22 protein-coding genes, 1 pseudogene and 1 riboswitch are annotated in these 23,440 nt (G+C 38.9%); of the genes and pseudogenes, 13 read left to right on the top strand and 10 right to left on the bottom strand.

Features of this window, described 5'->3' with window-relative positions; all coding sequences use genetic code 11:
• Nucleotides 1-10: 10 nt before the first annotated feature.
• Nucleotides 11-961, bottom strand: coding sequence for a LysR family transcriptional regulator (locus C2M33_RS06265; protein ID WP_063705758.1), 951 nt, complete (start codon nucleotides 959-961; stop codon nucleotides 11-13).
• Nucleotides 962-1,070: 109 nt separating this feature from the next.
• Between C2M33_RS06265 and C2M33_RS06260 the strand changes: the two genes are divergently transcribed.
• Together C2M33_RS06260 and C2M33_RS06255 are read left to right on the top strand one after the other, a co-directional pair.
• Nucleotides 1,071-2,012, top strand: a complete 942-nt coding sequence (locus C2M33_RS06260; protein ID WP_105174014.1) for a sodium-dependent bicarbonate transport family permease — start codon at nucleotides 1,071-1,073, stop codon at nucleotides 2,010-2,012.
• 83 nt (nucleotides 2,013-2,095) lie between these two features.
• Nucleotides 2,096-2,515 (top strand): hypothetical protein, encoded by a 420-nt coding sequence (locus C2M33_RS06255; protein WP_105174013.1) that lies wholly within the window; start codon nucleotides 2,096-2,098, stop codon nucleotides 2,513-2,515.
• A gap of 12 nt (nucleotides 2,516-2,527) precedes the next feature.
• On the opposite strand, the gene C2M33_RS06250 is transcribed toward C2M33_RS06255, so the two are convergent.
• The 3 genes from C2M33_RS06250 to C2M33_RS06240 form a co-directional block, all read right to left on the bottom strand.
• Nucleotides 2,528-2,908: a hypothetical protein gene (locus C2M33_RS06250; protein WP_063705764.1), complete on the bottom strand. Its 381-nt coding sequence runs from the start codon at nucleotides 2,906-2,908 to the stop codon at nucleotides 2,528-2,530.
• 113 nt (nucleotides 2,909-3,021) lie between these two features.
• Complete coding sequence (locus C2M33_RS06245; RefSeq protein WP_105174012.1) at nucleotides 3,022-3,609, bottom strand: hypothetical protein; 588 nt, start codon at nucleotides 3,607-3,609, stop codon at nucleotides 3,022-3,024.
• 73 nt (nucleotides 3,610-3,682) lie between these two features.
• Nucleotides 3,683-3,868: a hypothetical protein gene (locus C2M33_RS06240; RefSeq protein ID WP_105174011.1), complete on the bottom strand. Its 186-nt coding sequence runs from the start codon at nucleotides 3,866-3,868 to the stop codon at nucleotides 3,683-3,685.
• Between the two features lie 410 nt (nucleotides 3,869-4,278).
• On the opposite strand from C2M33_RS06240, the gene C2M33_RS06235 reads away from it, so the two are divergent.
• Both C2M33_RS06235 and C2M33_RS06230 read left to right on the top strand, forming a co-directional pair.
• The gene (locus C2M33_RS06235; protein ID WP_158685565.1) at nucleotides 4,279-4,956 is read left to right on the top strand and encodes a hypothetical protein; all 678 of its coding nucleotides are present in this window, start codon (nucleotides 4,279-4,281) and stop codon (nucleotides 4,954-4,956) included.
• A 503-nt stretch (nucleotides 4,957-5,459) separates the two neighbouring features.
• Entirely contained in the window at nucleotides 5,460-6,008 is a 549-nt protein-coding gene (locus tag C2M33_RS06230; protein ID WP_105174009.1) for a recombinase family protein, read from the top strand.
• Between the two features lie 97 nt (nucleotides 6,009-6,105).
• On the opposite strand, the gene C2M33_RS06225 is transcribed toward C2M33_RS06230, so the two are convergent.
• Nucleotides 6,106-7,098 carry a hypothetical protein gene (locus C2M33_RS06225; RefSeq protein ID WP_105174008.1) on the bottom strand — a complete coding sequence of 331 codons (993 nt, stop codon included), beginning with the start codon at nucleotides 7,096-7,098 and terminating at the stop codon, nucleotides 6,106-6,108.
• 218 nt (nucleotides 7,099-7,316) lie between these two features.
• Here C2M33_RS06225 and C2M33_RS06220 point away from each other — a divergent pair, with 218 nt between their 5' ends.
• On the top strand, nucleotides 7,317-7,526 hold the full coding sequence (locus C2M33_RS06220; RefSeq protein ID WP_105174007.1) for a helix-turn-helix transcriptional regulator: 210 nt from the start codon (nucleotides 7,317-7,319) through the stop codon (nucleotides 7,524-7,526).
• Entirely contained in the window at nucleotides 7,523-8,026 is a 504-nt protein-coding gene (locus C2M33_RS06215; protein WP_105174006.1) for a hypothetical protein, read from the top strand. Before C2M33_RS06220 ends, C2M33_RS06215 begins: the two co-directional genes overlap by 4 nt.
• Before the next feature lie 108 nt (nucleotides 8,027-8,134).
• Here the strand turns inward: C2M33_RS06215 and C2M33_RS06210 are convergent, their stop codons facing one another.
• Complete coding sequence (locus C2M33_RS06210; protein ID WP_105174005.1) at nucleotides 8,135-9,325, bottom strand: tyrosine-type recombinase/integrase; 1,191 nt, start codon at nucleotides 9,323-9,325, stop codon at nucleotides 8,135-8,137.
• Nucleotides 9,326-9,477: 152 nt separating this feature from the next.
• Between C2M33_RS06210 and sbcB the strand changes: the two are divergent.
• Nucleotides 9,478-10,916 (top strand): annotated as a pseudogene (sbcB, locus tag C2M33_RS06205) (exodeoxyribonuclease I).
• Nucleotides 10,917-10,955: 39 nt separating this feature from the next.
• Here sbcB and C2M33_RS06200 read toward each other — a convergent pair.
• Nucleotides 10,956-11,837 (bottom strand): NAD(P)-dependent oxidoreductase, encoded by an 882-nt coding sequence (locus tag C2M33_RS06200; RefSeq protein ID WP_105174004.1) that lies wholly within the window; start codon nucleotides 11,835-11,837, stop codon nucleotides 10,956-10,958.
• 114 nt (nucleotides 11,838-11,951) lie between these two features.
• Between C2M33_RS06200 and C2M33_RS06195 the strand changes: the two genes are divergently transcribed.
• Complete coding sequence (locus C2M33_RS06195; RefSeq protein ID WP_063705772.1) at nucleotides 11,952-12,467, top strand: glutathione peroxidase; 516 nt, start codon at nucleotides 11,952-11,954, stop codon at nucleotides 12,465-12,467.
• Nucleotides 12,433-13,416 (top strand): 2-hydroxyacid dehydrogenase, encoded by a 984-nt coding sequence (locus C2M33_RS06190; protein WP_105174003.1) that lies wholly within the window; start codon nucleotides 12,433-12,435, stop codon nucleotides 13,414-13,416. Before C2M33_RS06195 ends, C2M33_RS06190 begins: the two co-directional genes overlap by 35 nt.
• 105 nt (nucleotides 13,417-13,521) lie before the next feature.
• Here the strand turns inward: C2M33_RS06190 and C2M33_RS06185 are convergent, their stop codons facing one another.
• Nucleotides 13,522-14,847 (bottom strand): sodium-dependent transporter, encoded by a 1,326-nt coding sequence (locus C2M33_RS06185; protein ID WP_105174002.1) that lies wholly within the window; start codon nucleotides 14,845-14,847, stop codon nucleotides 13,522-13,524.
• Between the two features lie 147 nt (nucleotides 14,848-14,994).
• Here C2M33_RS06185 and C2M33_RS06180 point away from each other — a divergent pair, with 147 nt between their 5' ends.
• On the top strand, nucleotides 14,995-15,732 hold the full coding sequence (locus tag C2M33_RS06180; protein WP_105174001.1) for a 4'-phosphopantetheinyl transferase family protein: 738 nt from the start codon (nucleotides 14,995-14,997) through the stop codon (nucleotides 15,730-15,732).
• Here the strand turns inward: C2M33_RS06180 and lysC are convergent.
• Together lysC and nhaD are read right to left on the bottom strand one after the other, a co-directional pair.
• Nucleotides 15,709-17,088 carry a lysine-sensitive aspartokinase 3 gene (gene lysC, locus C2M33_RS06175; RefSeq protein WP_105174000.1) on the bottom strand — a complete coding sequence of 460 codons (1,380 nt, stop codon included), beginning with the start codon at nucleotides 17,086-17,088 and terminating at the stop codon, nucleotides 15,709-15,711. The genes C2M33_RS06180 and lysC overlap by 24 nt on opposite strands.
• A gap of 81 nt (nucleotides 17,089-17,169) precedes the next feature.
• Nucleotides 17,170-17,342: riboswitch (Lysine riboswitch) on the bottom strand.
• Between the two features lie 88 nt (nucleotides 17,343-17,430).
• Nucleotides 17,431-18,681: a sodium:proton antiporter NhaD gene (gene nhaD / locus C2M33_RS06170; RefSeq protein ID WP_105173999.1), complete on the bottom strand. Its 1,251-nt coding sequence runs from the start codon at nucleotides 18,679-18,681 to the stop codon at nucleotides 17,431-17,433.
• A gap of 148 nt (nucleotides 18,682-18,829) precedes the next feature.
• Here nhaD and C2M33_RS06165 point away from each other — a divergent pair, with 148 nt between their 5' ends.
• The 3 genes from C2M33_RS06165 to C2M33_RS06155 are packed head-to-tail and all read left to right on the top strand — an operon-like array spanning nucleotide 18,830 to nucleotide 23,438.
• The gene (locus C2M33_RS06165) at nucleotides 18,830-20,104 is read left to right on the top strand and encodes a hypothetical protein (RefSeq protein ID WP_105173998.1); all 1,275 of its coding nucleotides are present in this window, start codon (nucleotides 18,830-18,832) and stop codon (nucleotides 20,102-20,104) included.
• A 2-nt stretch (nucleotides 20,105-20,106) separates the two neighbouring features.
• Nucleotides 20,107-20,652, top strand: a complete 546-nt coding sequence (locus C2M33_RS06160) for a condensin complex protein MksE (protein ID WP_105173997.1) — start codon at nucleotides 20,107-20,109, stop codon at nucleotides 20,650-20,652.
• Nucleotides 20,652-23,438 carry an ATPase gene (locus tag C2M33_RS06155; RefSeq protein WP_105173996.1) on the top strand — a complete coding sequence of 929 codons (2,787 nt, stop codon included), beginning with the start codon at nucleotides 20,652-20,654 and terminating at the stop codon, nucleotides 23,436-23,438. Before C2M33_RS06160 ends, C2M33_RS06155 begins: the two co-directional genes overlap by 1 nt.
• Nucleotides 23,439-23,440: the final 2 nt, after the last annotated feature.

Here is a 23,440-nt window from a genome sequence, read left to right as displayed (position 1 = left end):
GCTTGTTAGTTTAATTTAAACTTTTATTTAGCTGACTTAACTCATTGGTCACCCACTGTTTATCTAAGCATTGCTCTAAGTTAAGTTGGGCAAATTTTAAAAAATTGCGCGCCGCATGTGACAAATGGCGATCGGTGCGAACCACAAAATACCAATGACTGGCTAAATTCACATCCTCTACATCTAGCATGCAAAAGCTCGTATCATGGGGTGGCAATACATGGCGAGAAACAACACCGAGCCCCATTCCTGAGCCAACTGCAACACGTATTGCCTCGTTACTCGCCATTTGTACTGTGTTGCTTAAAACAAAACCTCTACTTTGTAATTCACTTTCAAAAAGCATTCGCGTAGCAGAGCCTGGCTCTCGAAGTAAAAAACGTTCACTCACTATGTCGTGCAAAGTGACATGGCTTTTACTCGCAAGTAGATGGTTTATTGGCGCAATAAACACTAATGGGTTTTGCAAAAACCGCCCTGCTTTTGCGTGCTCTAATGAAGGGGGATGACTAAATACATAAATATCATCTTCGCCTCGTTCAAATCGAGCAAGCACCTCGGCACGATTACCTATTTCAAGCGGCAGCTCAACATGAGGATGTAAATTACTGTACGGCCCAAGCAATTTGGGCAAGATATATTGTGCGGTGTTAACCATGGCAATTTTACAGCGCCCGCGCTCCCCGCCTCTAAGCTCAGCTAAGTAATCCTGATAATCATCAAAATGACCAAACACCTGCTGACAAGTTTGAAACAACGCAAAACCCGCTTCTGTAATATGAATACGCTGCTGGTTAACCATCACTAATGGCTCATTCACTGTTTCTTGCAAGCGTTTAATTTGTTGTGAAACCGTTGGTTGCGTTAAGTGTAACTGCCTTGCTGTCTCACTAATTGAGCGTGTTTTTACCACACACATAAACACTTCAAGTAAGCGAAAAGAAATATGCCTTAAGTCCATTAACACCAACCCATAGATAATAACCTATAAGATACTACCATTTATTTAATTATTTACTATGTTAATTTTTATCTAGAATAGCGGCGCTTTTAACCAAGAGGAGAACAAAGTGCCTGATATTGTTGTAATGTTTTTTGTTTTAGGGCTCACAGCCGGATTACTTCGCTCTGATCTTAAAATTCCGCAAGCAACCTATGAAACCCTTAGCCTATTGCTAATGCTCACCATTGGCTTAAAAGGCGGCATGGTGCTGCATGGCAATTTGCATTGGCAACTTCTACCCGAAATGGGCGCTGTGTTACTGCTTGGCGGCTTGATACCATTAATGCTGTATCCGGTTTTAAACAAGCTGCTTAACCTCTCTGTCGCAAATAGCGCAAGTATAGCCGCGCATTATGGCTCTGTTAGCGCAGGCACATTTGCTGTTGCTTTAGCGTATGCCGAATCGAATTCACTTAATGTAGGTGCTGAAGTCACGCTTTATTTAGTAATGCTTGAATTACCTGCCATCATCGTGGGTTTGTTACTATACCGCCGTCTAGGAAATAGCTCTGGGCAAAACCTATCACTCAAAGCGCTGTGGCATGAAACACTGACTAACAAAAGTGTGATCTTGCTTGTGGGTGGTGTGATTATTGGCATGATGTACGGCACGCAGCAAGGTAGCCAAGTAACTAGCCTTCTTACCAGCAGCTTTAAAGTTGTATTAGCATTATTCTTACTAGAAATGGGTTTAATGGCCGCACAAACACTGCGCCCTATTCCATGGCATCATTGGCGTTTAGCGTTATTCGCTGTTATAACTCCAAATCTATTAGGTGCTATCGGCGTCTGTGTTGGTACTGCCCTGCAACTCGAGCTGGGATCGGTAGTGATATTAGCAAGCCTAGTTGCAAGTGCCTCTTATATTGCAGCTCCAGCCGCTATAAAAGCAGCTATTCCTGATGCTGACATAGGCTTAGCCATGTTATGTTCTTTAGGCATAACCTTTCCTTTCAATGTATTACTAGGAATTGGCTTGTATCATCAAATAGCATTGTATATGAGTTAAAAAATTCGCTAACTATCACTTTATGCATGAGATTTTTTAAAAAGTCGTTTAATATAAATAAAAAAGCAGTGCAAGGACATGCTATGTTCAATCAAACGCTCAGCACCGAGCAACAGCATGTAAGTGATATTTTTATGCGCTTATGTACGCTTTGTCAGGTGCAAAATAATTTAGAATTAGAGCAACATTTATCATTACAACTTGGCTTTTGTGAGCAAAGTATTGAGCTTGCAACTGTGCCTTATGAGTTAATTGATAAACTAGCTAAAGCTTCTGAGGTTAGTTTTGATTCACTACTTAATGGTAGTAACCAAACCACAGCTGTACTTGATGGTCCCGTATTACAAGCAGTCAGTAACGGTATTATTAAGAGTATAAAAAAGCTATCAATGGCGGGGTTAATTAAAGGTGAGAATCAAACACAAGAAGCACTTAGTCAACTTGCAGATATTCAGCTAAAACAAATAGCAAAAGAGCTCAAAATACAAAGCCAGGTTAAATAACCTGGCTTTCTACTAATTCTTACCTTTGTACATTTTCTCGTAAATGTCAGATATGTTGTTTTGCTTATCGTAGTATCGCTGCAGCTCCCCAAGCGATAACTCCTTTATTTTATCGCTATCAAGCCCGGCAGGTTCTGCTAATTTAAAATGTGCGGCGTGTGGTGAATTGCCCATTAAGGTTGCAATTTCGCCCTTCAATTGTTCAGCTTTATTAAATAGTTTAATTGCTTTGCTGATATCTGTTTCATGTTCGGCTTGTAACGTGCACCAAACCACCTCAACAGACTTAGACCTGATTTGATCTTCAAAGATATTTTTTCGCGCAATCAACCACGTACTTGCAATCAGCAAGATGGCTAAAACGGCAATGGCTATGTAAATTAGTTCAAGCATTACGATCCCTCGGTAAACTAAATGTTACTATACACCCAAACTTGGTCCGCAATACATCAGGAAAAAGCATTATAAATGCTAGTATGAGACTGAAATTCATCTAATAATTAATGTTAAGTTTTTGTTCCGAACGGCCAGCTTGGACTAAGTAATAGTTTTAATTTGGTTTTCAAAAGACCAGGAAACAACATCACAACAGCAAGCACAATACTAATGTAGAGTACAATAAAGCTATACATGTAGTGTATGTAGGCGTGTTCAGTTTGTATGTCTAACACAACAAACTTAAACCAAAGAATAAAGTGAGCTATAGAAAGGCCAACTGTTAGCTTAATAACACAAAAGAATAGCAAGCCAAATTTATAGCTGAATTTTGTATGTAATAGATAAAGAATGTAAATACTGACTAAGTTTATCAGACAAGCTACAAGATAAATATTTTGCGTATTTCCAATACTTTGATTTTCGGCAATAAAGATTAATACATATTCCATCAATAATGATGTTAATGCATATTTTGTGACAACTGTCGCAATTGATAAAAAATCACTAAATAGTTCTCTATTTCCGATAGCTCGGAACAACGATATAGCAAAAGCTAAAACATACATAGCTGCAATAATTGCTTGCATTGAAATCACTTGATGATTTTCTGTAGCAACCATTAACTCTCTATATAAATTTTGAATAGATTCAAACATTTCTTACCCTTACACGAAGCTATAAGGGTAAGATGTAATTAAGAAAAAAACCAGCCAAATTGGCCTTTGATTTTTAATTTTCTTTCTTTTTCTCTCTTACAATTACAATTCCGCCTGTACCGTTAAGTTGTTGTTCTTCTTTTTTCTTTTCGCGAATAATAACAATCCCACCAGTACCTTGAAGTTTTGTTGTATCAAAGCTTGAAACTGGTGCTGCGTCGAATGCTAAAGTAGATAGTAATAAAGCTGATAAAGTCATTTTTTTGTTCCTTCATTGTTAAAGATAGTTTTCGTTAGCAAATACCGAGCCACTAAAATACAAATTGGGTAAAAACTAACGACTAGCCCCTATATAAGCATAAAATTAAACCGTTAGGCCATTTTTTATACTATCCACGTATGCAAAACGTACGCTGAACAGCATCAAACCGTTTAGATCTATAAACTAGCAAGGCTCTATGCCATAATTCTGTTAATTCAAAAAATAAGTCAAAGCGGCCCTACGCTTAGCAAGGTTTAATGCATGGCATATCCAGAACAACAGCAACCAACAATTTATTGGCACGACTACGAGCCCCTACATTAAACAATGGTTCTCATAGCACATTTTATTTTTATGCACACATATGTGTACACAGTTATGTTTAAGCGGAAGTTGAAGGAAGTATGTTGGAAGTAAAGAAAAAAAAGTTATCAAATAAATCCTTATATGCTAGGAAGGAGCAAGACATAGCAAAAGCTATTGCAATAATAGAAGCTGAGTACAAACCTCTTTTCAATGAGAATAAGGAGCCAGATGATACTTCTTACTTTACATATGACGAAATGTACTCATTGATAAACACCGTTCTAAACAAATACACTACAAAGGAAGCCTACCGTAAAGTAAGAGAGGAATATTCTCTTTCACAACACCACGTTGAAAAAGCATATAAACGTAAATCAATATTTTTTAAAGATATCCTTGAATCTCAACTCGCACATCCTACGCTTGTATTACTTAAAAAGCATAAGCTCTTATCAAAGTGGTGGATAAAAGCCTATCACGAGGAATCAGTGTCAACAGGATTGGCTAGAATATCTAGAAATATTCAAATTGCCTTAAAACTTGAAGAGGTCGATCACTTAAAAAAACAAAATAAGGATTTAGCTGGAAGGATAAGATCTTTAGAAGCAAAGCAAAAAATAAAAAGTGAAGATTGGTTTCATGATATAGCACTTCCCATGAGCAAAGAAGGCTACAGTGTAGCTGATATAAGTAAAAAGACAGGAGAAAAGGAAAATACTATTAGAAAACGTCTAGATAGGAACAAAAAAAAATTCAAATGTGACATGTCATACAAATAACATTCAAATTCCACTATAAATACATTACTAGTAGAATTGACTAAAAGAGTTATTTTTCTAATGGGGTGTACCTTGTATTATGACCCACTCTCCCCCCATTATCCCAATGCAAATTTTTATTTTTCAAAATTTATAGAACACTGGCTAGGTTTGTAATAATACAAAGTTAAAATCAAAATTTGGGATTTTTAAATTTTTTTTATAAAGTTTAAATTAGTTACAATTCACATTAATAAAATCGACTTCTGCTCTATACCTAGTATAACTCAATCTTTGAGATCAATATTGCCACTGTCAATAAAGCAACGCTAGTCATAGTCAATCTCAATAATTTTACATTTAGAGGTAATTGAAATTTTGTATTTGTCTTAGCTAGTGGACAACGCACTGTCAGAAATTAAGTACTAAAAACTTAACATGTCAGAAACTATAAATCATGAGTTGTTGACACCCCAAAATCACACCGTTAGTATCTCATAAGTTTTCAACACTAGGTATATCATATGTCACTAATTGGTTTTGCAAGAGTATCAACCGTCAGCCAAGACTTAACTGATCAACTAAATAAGTTAGCTCACTACGGATGTGAAAAAATATTCAACAGTAAGCACTCAGCAAAAGCTGAAGCTAATAAACAAGCCTTAAATGAACTGATAGATTATGTTAGGACAGGCGATACTGTAGTCGTTACTAAGATAGATAGGTTTGGCCGCTCACTTAGCCAAGTCCTTAGTACTATTGAGCTTCTCAGCGCAAAAGGTGTTAACTTAATTGCTATTGATCAAAATATAGATACCAGTCACAGCGACCCAATGAGCAAAGCTATGGTACAATTACTAGCTATGTTTGCAGAGATGGAACGAAATTTTATTGTAAGTCGTACCACTGAAGGTAAAATTGCAAGTGGTAATTTTGGCGGTAGAAAGCCTAAACTAACACCTGAAGATAAACAAAAAATTAAGGTAAAACTTAAAAGGGGTGTAAGTAAAATGGAATTATCAAAGCAATACAATGTGAGTAGGGCAACTATTCTCAATATTCAAAATTCATAAATTAGCATTATCACAGGTTAAGGGAAACATGCCACACTATGTATGGCACAATAACTACCCCCAGAAAGTTTAGTCGCGTATAAAAAAAAGCTCGGACTTAAGGCACTTTGCATAAGGTTTTCAGTTTAGACCAAGTTTCAGTAATCCCACTGAGTTCAACCTTTTTTTGAGCGTCTTTACCAATAATCAACTGATTACCATTCTTAATCTTACTAATGAATTCACTTGATTCAATTGGAGATAGAATAACTTCATATAATTCAAGAGATTTTTGAGTAACAATATAACTATTTATACTTTGCTTAATTTTTGCTGGAGGAGCTTTATCTAAACGATATGTCACAAAGTCAAGGTAATCAGGTATATCCTTGCTATCAGATTCACCTTTCAATCCTCTGTCGGCAAGCTTATTAGAAAACTTAATCACTGGTGGCAAGCCTACTACGCAGCTTGCTTTTATTTCATAGCCTATGGACATAGAGTACATATTTGGAGAAATTTCTTCATCTGTCATTTTATCAAATAAAGCGCTATGGTGTTTAATTTCAAAGCGATTATTTGTATATACTGAACGGCCACCATACATAGTCTCATTTACAGAACTATAATCAAACGGTTTTACTTCTCCAGCAATTCTGACTAAGTTATTTCCAACACTCGTAGAACAGTTGCTTGCATCCGAACCCTTAACGAAAAAACATGAGTAAGTGTAACCAGATTTTTTGCCATTTTTAAAAAAAGTTGCTGCAACATTATCATATAAATCATCGCTATACTGAGGATTGGGTGTGTAAAAATTATCCTTAGCTTCATCACTAGTAAACACAATTTGGCACAATCTAGCATCTTTACCATGAGTATCACAGATTGCTTCTCCCAAGCCTCGATAACTTTTAATATCTCTTATCTGCTTATCATTAATAACAACTTTCATTACGATAGTGATTTTTTTGTTTTTAACCGTATCCACGACTTCATGTTTAGTAGGGTGGGCTTTTGCTGTATTTGAGTTTTTGACATTTTTTTTATCAGAACCACAGCCATTAAGGAGTAACACTAAAATTGTTAAGGTAAGTAGTTTTAAGTACATAATTTAAAATCCTTTTATAAAAACTTATCAAATATATTACCATATACACCAGCCCAATCCATTGTTTTGTTGAGCTTTCAATTAAAGCGCCACTTTGAAAGAAAATTCACAGGAAGTTGACATAAAGAAAAATAGAAATTATTATAGGATTTCTTGTGTTGTAGGTGTCCTATGGTTCTATCTCTCACTTAATTATTAATTAAAATTAAGGAGGGATCATGTCTGAAACATACCTATCTATAAATAAAATTCTTAAACGTTATAGCTTTAGCCGCACTACTTTTTTTAAGCTTAGAAAGAACGGTGGTTTTCCACATCCTGTAACACCTAAGAACTTTAGTCCTCGCTGGTCACTTGAAGTTCTACAAAATTGGGAAAACAAAAATATGCACTCTCAAATCTCTGAATTTGGGGGTACTGAAGCATGAGTGGAAACAATAAAGAGCTTTTCGGATATGAAGAATATCCACAAAACGAAAATGGCCAATATATAATTGCAGCTACGGTTAATAAGTTCATAAGTCCTTGGTTTAAGCCTAATGAGCAAGAATCCAAATTTCGCGATTTTGCTATCGCTTTACTGAACAAGCATTTTTATTCTGTTAAAGAAAACTATGAATGCTATAAGTATAAAAAGCCTTTCTTAATTCGATTATTTACCTTCATGCTCGCCTATCCAAAACGTCCAATACTATTTGGGAAGGTTACAGAGTTTAACATTAATCGTCGCCTATTCTTGAATATAATGGAAAGTATTGAAAAATGTGGATTATGTACATTACTTCATGGCAACACAGAAATTGGTCATAAGCCTGATTATAAATTTTGGTTTCCAACTATTACTAAAGAAGTTAAAAACGAAATATTTGATAGTCTTATTTCAAGCAAATCGAAGGAACTAAAAAGCTTAATTGATCATAAAAGTTAATTGCTGATAACTTCCTTAAAAAAAGGATAGCACTAAAAATTAGTGGACTACCTAATGAAAAGGTACTCCACTAATTTAACTAATCATATAAGTAAATTCAGATGCTTGTTATTTATGTTTGCAATCTTGGTTATTGCAGATTAGGCTCTCCCACTTACAATAGGCAGCTAGTTGCTCATTTAAGAAGTTACTCTTATTATAAATCGAAAATACGCCGCCTAAACTGTGCCCTAAGAGCTTCTCAGTAATATATGGCTGAACACCTTCATCAACTAAAATAGTTGATATAGAACGTCTGAAATCGTGCACAGTCCATGATTGTAAGTTCATTCTAGCCCTCACGGCTCTGCAAAACTTATTTATCGTTTGTGAACTAATGGCATTTTGATATGTAGCTGAAGGAAAAACATATTTGGAGAATTCACCAAATAAACCAACTTGCTCTTTCAATACTTTAATAGCCTGAGGCGCTAAAGGCCTTACTATTTTTATTTTAGTTTTGCTTTTCTCTGCCGGAAGTGTCCAAAGGTTATTTTTAAAGTCAATATCAGCTAATTCCATTTCTCTAACCTCACCACATCTAGCGCCTGTATAAATAATAAATTTCACAGTGTTTTTAGTTGATACTAAACATTGTGATCTTTCAAGTTCAGAAAGTATTTGCTGTATTTCAGATATACTAGGGGTGCGGTCTTTAACCTGCGAATTATAGCCAACTGACTTTGTAGCTAAATCATTTAGAGTATGCTGATTAATAAAACCTCGATCAGAGCAGAACCGTAGACAGGTTTTTAATTGCTTAATCATTGTTTGAGCTACATACCCTGTTGAATTCTTTTCTACTTCATCAAAGAAAGCATACCATTGAGGCTTCGTGATATCCTCTACAGGCGTTTTAAACTTTCCCTTAGCATGTTTACCGAAACTATAGTGATAAACACTCTGAGTACTCGCTCTGAGCCTAGAAACATACTTTTCCATGAAGAGTTCAATACATTGATCTAAAGTAGGCTTGCAATTATCTATTTTATCTTTTGCATAGTACTCTTTAATATCATATCCATCAGCGGCAATATCTCGAAGAGTAGGCACAACCTTTCTTGCTTCAGCTAGTGATAAGGCAGGATAAGTGCCAATATCGTAACGCTTCTGTTTTCCTTTGTGTCTATATCTGTACTGAAAGACAATCTTTCCCTTAGGTGATATTCTTACACTCATGGAGTCACGATCAGCAAGTACAGTAATTTTATCATTAGTTTTATTTAGTAAACTTTTCAACTTTGAATCTGTCAAAGACATATATGTACACAACCACTTAGTATATACACAAAAGTGTACACCAAACTTGTTAAACAAAGAAGTTTAAGACTTTACGAAACTAAACAAAAAAACACAAATAAAAATATAAGTCACTGTATTTACTAGGCGGAAATTAACAACACTGGTTATTTATGAACTATAATGAACAAGCAACTATTTATTGGCACGACTACGAAACATTTGGCGCAAGCCCGCAAAAGGACCGCCCGAGTCAATTTGCAGGTATTCGTACCGATCTCGATTTGAATATTATTGGTGAGCCGTTAATTGAGTATTGCAAGCCTGCAGCCGATTACTTGCCCCACCCTGAAGCGTGTTTAATAACGGGTATTACCCCGCAAGTTGCGATGCAAAAAGGCTTAGTTGAAGCTGAGTTTATGGCAAAGATCCATGCTGAATTTAGCCAACCTAACACCTGTGTTGCGGGCTATAACAGCATCCGTTTTGATGATGAAGTCACACGTTACAGCTTATATCGTAACTTTTATGACCCATACGAGCGTGAATACAAAAACAATAATAGCCGCTGGGATATTATTGATTTAGTGCGTGCCTGTTATGCACTACGCCCAGAAGGTATTGAATGGCCGCTTAAAGAAGATGGTACGCCGAGCTTTAAACTCGAGCACTTAACCGTTGCCAATGGCATCGAGCACGCTGCCGCTCATGATGCATTAAGTGATGTAACAGCAACCATAGCGTTGGCAAAATTAATAAAAGAAAAACAACCTAAGTTGTATCAGTTCTTCTTTAGCTTACGCTCTAAAAAAGCACTAGCTGATTTAGTGATGTATTTAACATGACACCACTGGTACACACTTCATCACGAATTCCGGCAAGCCAAGGCTGCACCAGCTGGATTGCACCAATGAGCTTTCACCCAGTCAATAAAAACGCCATTATTTGCTTTAATTTAACTGAAGATCCGCAAGTGCTATTAGATTTGTCTGTTGAAGAGCTACGCACGCGTCTTTACACAAAACATAGTGACCTTGGCGAAGACGAAGCACCGGTAGGCTTAAAACTCGTGCATTTAAATAAGTGTCCTATTCTTGCACCAGCAAAAACCTTGTTACCAGAGAACGCAGCCCGTTTAGGTATTGACCGCGAAAAGTGCTTACAAAATCTCGCTATTTTAAAAGCCAACACAGAACTTCGCGACAAAGTCACCGAAGTGTTTAACGAGCAGCGTGATTATGGCGAAACCACTAACCCTGATTATCAACTTTATGATGGTTTTACCAGCCACTCAGATAAAGCAAAATTTGCTATTATTCGAGATGCAAGCCCTGAGCAATTAGCATCAATGCAGCTAGATTTTGATGATAAAAAGTTTGCTACCTTGCTATTTAGATACCGCGCTCGAAACTGGCCACACACACTAAGCCAAGATGAATTAGCAAAATGGCGCCAGTATTGCCAAAATAAGTTAATGCACGGTGAAGATAGCCCGTCGATCAGTGGCCAAGATTTCATGATCACCTTAGAAAATCTAGCGCATGAAAATGATGATAACGAGAAAAATCTGCATATATTAAAAGCGTTGTACAATTACGCACAAAGCATGTAATAAAAAACGCGACAATCATTGTCGCGTTTTTTATGGATATTACTTTTTATGTAACGCTTCGATGCGCGCTAATAAACTAGAGGTGTCGTAGCGGCCGCCGCCTAACGCTTGTACATCGGCGTAATATTGATCAACCGTTGCCGTCATCGGCAAAGTTGCGCCGTTGGCCTTTGCCTCATCCAAAGCGATGCCTAAATCTTTACGCATCCAATCAACAGCAAAACCAAATTCGTATTCGCCAGCCCACATTGTTTTGTAGCGGTTTTCCATCTGCCATGAGCCTGCTGCACCTTTAGAGATGGTTTCAATTACTTTTTCACCATCAAGGCCAGCTTGTTTAGCAAAGTGTAAACCCTCAGCCAAGCCTTGTACCACACCTGCAATACAAATTTGATTTACCATTTTACAAAGTTGACCAGAGCCTACTTCACCTAATAATTGGCTAAAACGACTAAAAGCAGCCATGACAGGTTGAACAACATTAAAATCAGCTTCGTCGCCACCAACCATCACGGTTAATACCCCATTTTCTGCCCCAGCTTGACCGCCAGAAACCGGCGCATCTAAAAATGCGATACCTTGTAGTTTCGCTTGAGCACCTACTTCACGTGCCACTTCAGCTGATGTTGTAGTGTGGTCAACTAAATAGCTGCCCTCATGCATGCTTGCCAGCACACCATTTTCACCATAAACAACTGAACGTAAATCATCATCATTGCCTACGCACATGAAAACGATATCAGCCCCTTTTGCTGCTTCACTTGGTGTTTCAGCGTATTCACCTTGATACTCAGAAACCCACTTTTGCGCTTTAGCCGTTGTGCGGTTGTAAACTGTCACGCTGTGACCTGCGTTGGCAAGGTGACCCGCCATTGGGTAACCCATTACACCTAATCCGATGAAGGCGACTTTCATTGACATAAAACTGACCTATTTGAGTGATAAATTAGTAACAATTTCATTATCTCAACCGAATAACTAAAAAGCGAATGAAAAAAAGTTCATTTAAACCGTTTAAAAACACACAGGTAAAACATGGATAGTATATATCGTTTCAATGCCCAGCTTGCATCTGGTGAAAACTTCAGCCTTGAATCGCTACAAGGAAAAACAGCGCTTATTGTCAATATTGCCAGCAAATGTAATTTTTCAGTGCAAATGGCAAGCCTTGAAAAACTCTATCAAGAATATAAACAGCAAGGATTTACCGTACTCGGTTTTGCCTGTAATCAATTTGGCCATAATGAGCCACTTGAAGGCAATGAACTTAAAGCCTTTTATCAGCAACACTTTGATGTCAGCTTTCCTATTTTTAACAAGGTGTTAGTCAACGGGCCTGACGCTCACCCTTTATTTAATTATTTAAAGTGCCATACCCGTGGAATTGCGCAAAACCGCGCAATTAAATGGAATTTCACCAAATTTCTTATAAACTCAGAGGGTCAACTTGTTGCGCGATATGCCCCGCGCACCAAGCCCGAAACCCTCAAAATGGTGATAGAGAGTAATTTAAATGATGAAACTGGCCTTATTCAGTGCGCAAAAGTATGAGCAACCGTTTTTTGAAAGGAATCTAACTGAATACGCTGAGTCTGTTTCGCTCAGTTATTTTGAGCAATCCTTGAACAGCAATACCACACCCCTTTGCCAAGGTTTTGATGCCGTGTGCGTGTTTGTAAACGATACGGTCGACAAACACGTCATTGCTGATATGGCGGCTGTCGGTATAAAAGCAATCTTATTACGCTGTGCAGGCTTTAATAATGTTGACCTTGATGCTGCCAAAGAGCATAACATCAAGGTTTGCCGCGTCCCTGCATATAGCCCAGAAGCAGTAGCAGAGCATTGTATTGCACTCATGCTAACGCTCAACCGAAAAACCCATAAAGCCTTTAACCGAGTACGTGAAGGCAACTTTGATTTAAACGGTTTACTCGGTTTTAATCTGTTTAAAAAAACTATTGGGATTATCGGATGTGGCAAAATCGGTTTAGCACTGGTTAATATCTTAAATGGCTTTGGTGCTAAGGTGCTCGTGTGCGACCCTATGGCTGGTGAAGGCCCTTACACCCTATGCGATTTAGACACATTGCTTACCCAAAGTGATGTCATTTCATTGCACTGCCCGCTCAACGAGCACACCCATCATTTAATTGATGCTAACGCATTTAAGAAGATGAAAGACGGTGTCATGCTGATTAACACCTCTCGCGGTGCACTTCTCGATACCCAAGCATGTATTCAAGCACTTAAGTCTAAAAAGCTTGGACACCTAGGCCTAGATGTATACGAGCAAGAGTCAGAGTTATTCTTTAAAGATCACCGTGAAGAAATCATGCAAGACGATATTTTTTCACGCCTTATCAGTTTTCCAAATGTGTTAGTGACAGGCCACCAAGGCTTCTTCACCCAAGAAGCTCTTAGCGAAATAGCCTGCACTACATTGCAAAGTGCTAATGAAATAAGCCAAGGCTTACCATTAACTAACGAAGTTCTTTAAAGCAAGCGCACCTTAAATTAAAAAAGGCGTGAGGTTTAAACCCCACACCTTTTACTTTTTTCTTTCACCTTGAAACTAGAAACTTGTAACTAGCAACTCGAGTTTCTATTTCAACAACGCCACGTTCACGAATACCGCCGTCATTAATAACGGACAGACAAAGCGAATGTACTGGGCAAACCAATAATGAGGGCCGCTCGATACTTGATGCAATTTATTACCACGCTGCCATAACCAGCCAACAGTAATGAAATAAAACAGTCCCATTAAAGGTAATTGGTACTGTGTAAGTACCATAATGACTAAACCAAATAACCAGTCAAAGTTTAAGATAATCAGTGATGAGGCAATAAACACGATTAGGGTTACAAATAAGGTCGCTTTTTTGCGCTCTACACTGTGATTCTCAACCAAAAATGCCACTGGAATTTCAGTCGATGAAATAGTTGATGTCACTGAGGCAATCGACATTAGTACAAAGAATAATAAGCCAACGAGTAAACCCACTTGACCCATCGTGCTAAACAGTTCAGGTAAAATCGCAAAAATTAACTGCCCTTCACCGACCAATTTACCGCCGCTAAATACCTCTACACCGTTATGTTGAGCAACAAAAATAGCCGGAATAATCAATAAACCCGCTAAAAAGGCTACACCGGTATCAAGCAGTGCCACGGTTCCAGTTAGTTTCGGCAGGTTGGCATCTGGTTTTAAATATGAGCCGTAAACCATCATACAACCAACACCTAACGACAATGAAAAGAACGCTTGTCCCATTGCCGCAATAATTAAGTTGGCATCAAGAATTTGACTAAAATCTGGCACTAAGTAAGCTGCAAAACCATCCATCGCACCATCTAGGGTCGCGATATAAGCAATTAACGCCACTAATAACACTAGCAATAATGGCATCAAGCGGCGTGACCAAGTTTCGATACCTGATTTAACACCTTTTAAAATAATACTCGCAGTAAGAATAAGCATCAGTGGCGTAAACACAAAATTGCGCGCCATGGAGTCACTGTGCAAAAAGTTACTTAACTCAGTAAAACCAAAGAAGCTTGCGACTGGCTCGAGCGCATAAGCGAGCATCCACCCTGCAACTATCGAATAAAAGCTCAGCATCACAATCGCACCAAAGAGGCCAATATAGCCAGCTGCAGCGCCCACTTTAGGTGCTGTGTCTTGCCATGCACTAGATAATGCTTTTACCGGATTAGCTTGCGCTTGGTGGCCTAAGTACAGCTCAGTATAAAGAGCTGGAAGCGCTAATAAGAAAATAACAATGAAATAAACAAGTAAAAATGCACCGCCGCCATGGTTTGCCGCTTGTGTTGGAAAGCCCCAAATATTACCTAAACCTACCGCCGCGCCAGAAGCTGCTAAAACGAAACCTAATCGGCTTTGAAAGCCGTCACGAACTTGTGCCATACATCTACAAATCTGTTATTATTTTTCCTCATTAAACCATAATTACAGTCAACTGCGTAAACTATTTGCGTTTGTTCGTGCCTATAAAAGTGCATTTGCTGTAAAAATAAACAAAACTAAATTCAAGCCCCGTGTAAGCGTTATACCATGAGCAGTCACTACTTTTCGAACACCCTTATCATTGAACAGCAGTGCCAAACAACGGCCAAAAAAATCATGCTTATGAATGCAACACGTATTGATGTTGCAAGTTTACCCCTTGATAAATTACTTAGTGAGTTTGAGTTAAGTGTGCTTAAAAAACGCAAAGTGCCTAGTGCAAAGCAAGAGTACTTAGCGACTCGCCTAACGTTAAAGTATTTGTATCAACATGCTTACCCTAATGACGATATAGCGCTCAATGAAATATCGAGCCAGTTTGATGACAAAGACAGCAAGCTAAAATTACATACCCCGGTTAGAGAACCTGTGTGGACCTGTTTATCACATTCAAATGGCTTAATCGGTGCAGCTCTTAACCCCAAACAGCAGCTATTTGGTTTTGATATTGAACAAAGCAGTAAGCCTCGCCCTTTTATCAAACTCGCCAAGCATTTTTATCATCACGATGAAGTTGACTTAATTAGCCGTTTTGACGCATCCGATAAACAAGCACAGTGCTTTTTTAGAATTTGGACATTAAAAGAAGCGCTTGCCAAAGCAAGCGCTCAGCCTATTGCGAAACTACTTGCTCCAAATGTATTCGATGAATTGAGCAAACATGATTTCAGCGCGAGTAGTAACTCTATTGAAGGCTTTGATATAAGTGTTGTGGCACAAAAAAGCACTGACTGGCAGTGCTCTTTTATTAACTTTAATGACTTACGCCGCGACTTGGCTTTCTAATAGTCGGCTGTGGATAGCCTGAACTACATAATCTGACTCGCTTTGTTCAACTAAGAAGCACAGGTTATGTTTACTTGCACCGTGGCAAATTAAACGAATATTAAAATCGCTTAATACCTGCATTAAGTTCATTTCTTGCTGACGTAATTGAATTTCCGAACCAATTAATGCCACCAGCGTTAAGTTATTTTCAACCGATACATGACAAAACTCAGAAAGCTTATCTAAACAGGCTTGATCAAGCTCTGGACGTGATGCATTCGGTGCGTTATCCAAAGTAATTGCAACACTGATCTCTGAAGTAGTAACTAAATCAACCGAAATATTAAATTCGCTTAAAATAGTGAATACACGGGCTAAGAAACCGCTCGCAAGTAGCATTTCTGGGCTTTTAACCGTTAATAGAATTTGGTTTTTACGCTGTGTTACCGCACGAATACCTGGTTGCTGAGACTTTTCTTTTTCAATCCATGTACCACCTAATTGCGGCTCACGGCTTGAACCAACAAACACACTAATGTGACTACGGCTTGCCGGTAAAATAGTAGCAGGATGCAGTACTTTTGCACCAAACGTTGCCATTTCTGCCGCTTCATCAAAGCTTAAGCGTGCAATTGGGCTTGCTTTAGCGCATAAACGCGGATCAGTACTGAAAATACCGACTACATCGGTCCAAATATGCACGCTTTTTGCGTTAATTGCTTCAGCGAGTAATGCAGCACTGTAATCTGAACCACCACGGCCTAAAGTGGTCGTTTGATTGTGTTCATTGCTACCAATAAAGCCTTGGGTTACCACAACATGGTCATCAAGTAGCGGTACTAAATGCTCTTTAGCTGCCGCAGCGGTTGCTGCAACATTTGGGGTAGCTTTAGCAAATTGGTTATCTGTTTTCAGCACTTTGCGAACATCAAAACGCACCGCATCAAGACCTTGGCCACGTAACACTTGAGTAAACAAATACGATGATAAACGCTCACCAAAGCTCAGTAGCTCATCTTGCTCAGCTACTGACTTTGCGCCTTCTGACGCTAGATTTTGGAAAGCCTTAAGCGTTTCATTAAAGCCATGTGCTAAATCAGCATCAAGCGACAGCTCTGCCAAGATTGCTTCTTGAATGGCTACCACACCAGTAATATGTTCATCACGCTCAGCCGCGCTCAAATCACGTTTACACAATGCAACTAAATGATTGGTCACGCCAGCACTGGCACTCACTGCAACAATACGTACTTGATTATCAGCACAAACGATTTCTGCACAGCGGCTCATAGCATCAAAGTTAGCTACACTGGTGCCACCAAATTTTGCAACAACGTAATCTGATTTTGTGTTGGCGGCTAATTGGGTATTCATGTCGTCTCCTTTTGTGGAAAACTATCCACAGTAATTCAAGAAGAACTCGGCAAGGGGGTGCTTTGAAAATAAAGAGTAGTCCATGCCAGAAGCTCTCCACCTAGTTTGGTGACAGTTTTGAGGATTCAGCCCCATAAACCGAAAAATAACCGTGACGTCCGATTAATTTTCTCGGCGAGTACTTCCCTCATTAATGGTCATCGGCGTTCGTCACCTCACATTAATTACCTAAGTATCGCACCTCTTCTGAATGTTAAGTTAACACCTGGTTAAAATAACAAAGCCTGCTGTTAAAAGCAGGCTTCGAAAGTTAACGTTTAGACGTCTAGCTGTCAAGTTGTTTTATGAAATTAAACTGCCCGCTAAGTGCGAACCGTAATAACCTACGGTGTAGGCAATTAATAAATAAACCGACATTCTCAGATAGCTCATAAAGGTCAGTGCTTTTACTTTACTCATGGCGATAATACCTGCCGCAGAGCCGATAATAAGCATTGAACCACCTACCCCAGTTGCGTAAGTAAACGACAGCCATTGCTGTGGACTCATTACAATGTCTGCTTTTAATAGTGCTGCAGTTAAAGGTACGTTATCTACTGCCGCAGATAAAAGCCCCATTAAATAGTTGGCGTATTCAGGTGCCATCAATTCATAAAGGTGAGTAAATTTAGCAAGCATACCGACTTCTTTTAATGCACCTACGAGTAATAATACACCGACGAAGAACAATAAAGTGTCGTATTCAATTTCACGTATGTAATCGATGATTTTTTTGTTGACGTCTTTTTTGCGCATTAAAAATTGTGCAACCAAAAACATCAGTGATAAACCAAATAAAAAGGTTAATAGCGGTGGTACACTGTAAAGTACGCTTAAAGTTAACGTGGCTATGATGGTAGAGAAGAAGATAACCGCAATGGTTATATCTGTTTTTTCAATTCGACGCGCGGTTTGTTTTTCAAATACTACATTACCCGACATACCCACCGATAGCATCGCTGCTAACAGTGCCACACTTGAAAGCGCAGGGACAATCAACAATAACAGGTGCCCTATCGTCACTTTTTCATCTAAGAAAATCATCAAGGTTGTAACATCACCGGTGATCAGCGATACCCCACCCGAGTTAACACTAAATACAATTAAGGTTGCATATTTTATTAATTTTTTAGGATCTAATTTCAGCGACATCACCACCGCAAGCGAGATTAAAGTCGCGGTTATGTTGTCTGATATTGATGAGAATAAAAATGCAAAGCCACCAATCAGAAACATCAGCTTTCGTTCACTGATTTGATTTGGCATAATTTTATGAACAATATTCTGGATAAAGCCTTTAGAGTTTAAATACGCTACAAAGGTCATTGCAGCCATTAAAAACAGCCACAAAGTCGCGATCTCTAAAATGTTGTGATCCAATTGGTGTTGTATGGTTTCTGGGCTTTGCCCATGAATTGGAGAGATAAATAAGATAATCCAGCATAAAGTGCCAAAAAAAAGCGTCGTTTTGGCCTTGTTTACATGGATAATATCCTCTATAACGATAAGCAAAAATGCCACCGCTATCAGGGTTAGGATAAGTGGGGTTACCATGGTGTTTGAACAACCTTTATAAAAATGTAAAAATTGTAAGTCGAGTGTTTCGGCGCGGATTCTAGCAGCATAGAAAGCATAAAACTATTCTCAATTACATAATTTACTACTAATCGCTAACACCAAAGTCTGAATTTACTGGAGCCTTATGATCCCAGCTAAAAAGTTATTAAATACCCTTACTGAACATTGGGGGGTGTTAGAACTGCTATTTAAACGTTTTAAGATGGCTGATTTCAGCTTGAAAGACGTACAAAATGCGATAAAACAAAAACAACCTTCGTGGTCAAATGAACGCATTTATAAAGAAACAAATCGTTTATTGAATCAAGATATTATCATTCCACTGGCAAAATCATCGCAGTTAGAAATAAACCGTGCAATCGCCGATTTTGCGACTTTCTTACTACAAGAAGAACACCTAGGTCTTGCCCAAGAAATTAGTGTGCTTGTTGATGATTTAGCTCGCCTTGGTAATCGCCTTGCTAAAGCGGGTGAAATTGAAGATTACGATGAGCTTCGTCGCTTCAGCCGTATTATGGATGATCGGGTACGCAAAATAATGAAATTGTTTGCCCACAATGAAAACGCGATTTTAAATATTGTTGAGCATGCGAAAGCTGACAACGCGGTACAATCACTGCAAAAACGCTATCAAGCAGTGATTGAAGCGTTTGATGAATACATTGAACCTATGCTTGAAATGGTGGATATTCGTGGTGACTTCCACGCTTGCTTTAATACCATCGAAGCGCAAATTAGCGCGCAAATAGAGCAAATTGATCGCCTAGGGAAGTCATATCAAGACAAGCGCATGCTTGAACAATTACGTACCCGTATTTTAGAAATGCATTTAGTTGGTCGTGAAAGTTTACGTAAAAGCGCCGATATGCTGATGCCGCTACGTGAAGAGTTACGCCGCAACAACCTAATTACTCGCCAAGCGGCTAAAGTGCTTGGTTTAGTGCGTAAAAATGGCGTCGATAACATGTTAAGTGCAGTACAGCCTAACTTTGTTTCAGACGCGCAACGTTTTTCACTTGGTCAGCAACGTCATATCGTGGCCTATATGGCAGGCTTAGTTGACTTTGAGCACGATGAATATCAGCTTCCTGAACATGATGATGTGCCCGCCTATCAAAGCCCGCATATTCCTGATTACAACGATGTTAAAACACAATTTAGAAAACGCTTTAAAAAAGCCAGCAAAAAAGCTCAGCCGCTGCTTAGTTTCTTAGATGAAAGCTACCCAGATCTAGAGGCTGACGAAATGCTGTTCTTGTATCAAAAATTGATTAGCGATGGCGACCTTGAAATCAGCCAAAGCCAAGAGAAAGTAAAAATAAAAATTGCCCAGCAACACTTCTCTCTTTACCCATTTAACTCATCGATTGCTGACGATAAAAAAGCAACAGAGCAATAACCATGACAGATATTAATTTAGATGATTTAACGCATCTGCAAGCTATTAATAAAAAGCTCACATCAGGCTACCACATTAGCGAACAAAACACGCTGATGTGGCAAGAGCTTGATCAACACATTGATGCTTATCGCGCGTTATTTAACGCCCTAGGCCATGACCTACAACATGATAGCCGTGGCTTTTACTATTTTGGAAGCGACGAAAGCACCCCAAATATGGGTAAAATTTCGCGTGCCATCGCACTGACTATCTACATCTTGATTGAGCACTATGCCAATACCGGTAAAGATCCAATGCGTGCCTTGTTTGACGAAGTAAACGACCTTGAACTAATGCAAACCTTAGTGCAAATCAACAAGCACCTGTTTGATCAATTAGAAATCTTCTCAGGCTCAGATTTACGCAAAGACGTTTACCTACGTATGGTGCGTTTAGGTCTAGCTCGCGAAGTAGAAAACGGCTTTATGCTGCAAGCACCTATTTATCGTTATATCGATGCATTAATGGAAGTAAACGAAGAAACCTACCTAGGAGATGACGAATAATGCAAAGCCAAAGCCTATACGGACTCAGCAAACTTGCGCTTTTAAATACTGCTGGCTATGCAAAATGCGTGATCCCGCTGGATAAAAGTAGTTCAATCTGTGCACCTAATAATACCGGTAAAAGCTCGGTAATTAATGCCTTACAATTTCCACTGATCAATGATTTACGTTTAACAGAATGGGATGGCCACGATTTAGACGAAACCCGAAAATTCTACTTTTCGTCAGACCAATCCTATATTTTACTCGAAGCTGACCTACCGAATGGCCCTGTGGTGATTGGTGTTGCTGGCCTTGGTAAAATTGCTGGTTACGCGCATCAGTTTTTTTGCTACCAAGGTAAGTTAAACCTTGATCACTACACTCAAGGCAAAACCATTGTAAAATTCACTAAGCTTTTTAATCACTTAAAAGAGCAAGGTTTCAATCCAATTGAATTAAAAGCGCAAGAACTAAACGCCCTACTCACTGGCGGCGCAACCCCATTTGATGGCGATATCAACTTAAAGATGATCCCCCTCAATAACGTGCAAGACTCCGCGATTTACAAAGAAATTTTCCGCCGTATCCTTAACTTGCATAAGTTAGGTGCCAGCGATGTTAAACGCTTTATGTTACGCGTATTTGAGCGCCATATGTCAAACTCACGAGTTGATTTTTATGAGGTATGGCGACGTTCATTTGATAAAGTGAATCGCGCTAAACGTGAATTAAAAGCCCTTGAGTCAATGCAAGAGCCAATCGCAGCTCTTGAATCTATGCTTGAAAACCAAACAGTTTTAAAAGGTAAGCTCGCTGCCTATGCGCCAAAAATTGACCAAGCACTGATTGACTTTGAAACCTATCAACAAGAGCAACTCTCTGAGCTAAATATTGCCCTTGAGGATATCGAACACGAAAAGCACGAGTTCGAACAAAAGCAGCAGCTGTATATTCAGCAATCCCGTGATATTGAACGTAAACAAACTCAAATTGAACAATGGTTTTTAGACTATCGAGCGCTTAAATCTGAGTTTGAATTGGTTAATAAAGCCACCCTAAAAGTAAGCCTTACGCAGCTTAAACAAGATTATGAATCGCTATCGCATTCATTAAGCAGTGCCCAAGGGCAAAGCTTACACACGCTTGATTACCGTATTAGCGAAACACAAAAGCAAATTAAGAGCTTAAAATTACAGCTGAAGAACCTTGAGTTCAATTTATTCACCCGTATGCGTGAAGATTTATCTTTAAAAGAAGTTGAAGAGATTTCGCGTATTCTAAACCCTGATATCTTATCGTTTGCCACCACCAGCAATGGTGATGTTGAGATCACAGACGAAGATGCCTTTGGTGAGTTCTTAGAGCAGTTATCGGCAAATGTGAAAGGCGGTGTACTTACTCTTCCTGGCGCGACGATTAAACTTAAAAAGCTAAGCCCAGTGCAAATGCAAACGGGCGAAAATAAAGAGCAATTAACCGCGCAACTCGCTGCCCTAGAAAACTCACTAAAAGAGTTTAAACAACAGCGCGAAGTTGCTGCTAATGTCGCCGAAAAGCAAAAAGAAAAAGATGCCTTATATGATGAGCTAATGGCCTCAGAAGAAGCGTTAAAACGCTTTGAACAATTTGAAGTGATGCAGCAATCTGTCGATGCACAAACTCTGCTAAAAGAGCAATTAAATGCAGAGCGCGAACAAGTTGACGACTACCTGCAAGACATTCAAAAGAACAGCGGCTCAATCAGCGACCGTCGCTCAATTATCAAGTCGAAAAAAGATTTGCTTGCCCGCCAAGCTGACCGTTTACGCCAAGTTAAATCTGAACGTATCGATCACACGCTTGATTTTTACTCAGGCAAAGTCACTCCATATATGATTGAAATCAGTATTGATTTTGATAACTTAAGTGACCTCATTCATCACTTTAATAAAGACTGCCAAGAGCTACGTAACTTTGATATCAACGTACGTAACACCTACCTGCATATTTACAATGCGGGTATTACTAAATTTGATAACGAAAACGATGAGTTTACTAAATACGAAAAGCTTATTAGCGCGTTTCATAACATAGAAAACGAGCGCGATGCCGTTGAACGTCAAGGCCGCGTTGCGTTAACCGAAGTAGCCGCTACTATTAAAGGCTTGCGCGAAGACTTAGACCGCCTGCGCCGCGAAATGAATAGCTTTAATAAAGGAATTAGTCAGCATAGGATCTCTAACCTTCAAGCATTCAAAATTAATGTTATACCGCGCAAGATGTTGGTTGATAGCATTGATACAATTATCAGTACCTCAAATCAGTTTGAGCAAGGCGATACCCTAGACCTATTAAGCCAAGAGCCTTATAGCGAGTCTGCGGTAAACGAAGCGAAAGATCATTTAATTAAGCTTGCATCAGAAAAAGCCGGTTTAACTCTGACCGATTTATTTGATATTCGTTTTGAAGTAGTAAACCGTGCTGGCGAAACTGAACACTTCGAAAAAATCGATTCAGCCGGCTCTAACGGTACACGTATCACCATTAAGCTACTTTGTGGCATGCTGTTTATTCGTTACTTATTAAGCGACCAAGAACAAAACTTGTATCGTATTCCGATTTATATCGATGAAGCAGCCGATATCGACCCACAAAACCAAAAAGCAATTATCGAAACAGCGCTAAGCTTTGGCTTTGTGCCGATTTTTGCCTCAGTTAAACCACAAGTTAGCTGTGATTACATCGTCCCTATTCGTACTGTTAAAGATGGTGCACAAAACTGGGTCGATGAAAAAGATTGGATAGAAGTGGAACACACTGCTTAATT

Origin of the sequence: Pseudoalteromonas sp. T1lg122, assembly GCF_002964825.1 — a bacterium.
In the GTDB taxonomy this organism is placed as follows: domain Bacteria; phylum Pseudomonadota; class Gammaproteobacteria; order Enterobacterales; family Alteromonadaceae; genus Pseudoalteromonas; species Pseudoalteromonas gelatinilytica.
The sequence above is the reverse complement of the archived record's forward strand: the minus strand, read 5'-3'. Positions and strand labels throughout refer to the sequence as shown.

Coding starts and splice junctions, on each gene's coding strand:
- C2M33_RS06265 (WP_063705758.1), bottom strand. CDS start 961: ATGGACTTAAGGCATATTTCTTTTCGCTTACTTGAAGTGTTTATGTGT.
- C2M33_RS06255 (WP_105174013.1), top strand. CDS start 2,096: ATGTTCAATCAAACGCTCAGCACCGAGCAACAGCATGTAAGTGATATT.
- C2M33_RS06250 (WP_063705764.1), bottom strand. CDS start 2,908: ATGCTTGAACTAATTTACATAGCCATTGCCGTTTTAGCCATCTTGCTG.
- C2M33_RS06245 (WP_105174012.1), bottom strand. CDS start 3,609: ATGTTTGAATCTATTCAAAATTTATATAGAGAGTTAATGGTTGCTACA.
- C2M33_RS06240 (WP_105174011.1), bottom strand. CDS start 3,868: ATGACTTTATCAGCTTTATTACTATCTACTTTAGCATTCGACGCAGCA.
- C2M33_RS06230 (WP_105174009.1), top strand. CDS start 5,460: ATGTCACTAATTGGTTTTGCAAGAGTATCAACCGTCAGCCAAGACTTA.
- C2M33_RS06225 (WP_105174008.1), bottom strand. CDS start 7,098: ATGTACTTAAAACTACTTACCTTAACAATTTTAGTGTTACTCCTTAAT.
- C2M33_RS06220 (WP_105174007.1), top strand. CDS start 7,317: ATGTCTGAAACATACCTATCTATAAATAAAATTCTTAAACGTTATAGC.
- C2M33_RS06215 (WP_105174006.1), top strand. CDS start 7,523: ATGAGTGGAAACAATAAAGAGCTTTTCGGATATGAAGAATATCCACAA.
- C2M33_RS06210 (WP_105174005.1), bottom strand. CDS start 9,325: ATGTCTTTGACAGATTCAAAGTTGAAAAGTTTACTAAATAAAACTAAT.
- C2M33_RS06200 (WP_105174004.1), bottom strand. CDS start 11,837: ATGTCAATGAAAGTCGCCTTCATCGGATTAGGTGTAATGGGTTACCCA.
- C2M33_RS06195 (WP_063705772.1), top strand. CDS start 11,952: ATGGATAGTATATATCGTTTCAATGCCCAGCTTGCATCTGGTGAAAAC.
- C2M33_RS06190 (WP_105174003.1), top strand. CDS start 12,433: ATGAAACTGGCCTTATTCAGTGCGCAAAAGTATGAGCAACCGTTTTTT.
- C2M33_RS06185 (WP_105174002.1), bottom strand. CDS start 14,847: ATGGCACAAGTTCGTGACGGCTTTCAAAGCCGATTAGGTTTCGTTTTA.
- C2M33_RS06180 (WP_105174001.1), top strand. CDS start 14,995: ATGAGCAGTCACTACTTTTCGAACACCCTTATCATTGAACAGCAGTGC.
- lysC (WP_105174000.1), bottom strand. CDS start 17,088: ATGAATACCCAATTAGCCGCCAACACAAAATCAGATTACGTTGTTGCA.
- nhaD (WP_105173999.1), bottom strand. CDS start 18,681: ATGGTAACCCCACTTATCCTAACCCTGATAGCGGTGGCATTTTTGCTT.
- C2M33_RS06165 (WP_105173998.1), top strand. CDS start 18,830: ATGATCCCAGCTAAAAAGTTATTAAATACCCTTACTGAACATTGGGGG.
- C2M33_RS06160 (WP_105173997.1), top strand. CDS start 20,107: ATGACAGATATTAATTTAGATGATTTAACGCATCTGCAAGCTATTAAT.
- C2M33_RS06155 (WP_105173996.1), top strand. CDS start 20,652: ATGCAAAGCCAAAGCCTATACGGACTCAGCAAACTTGCGCTTTTAAAT.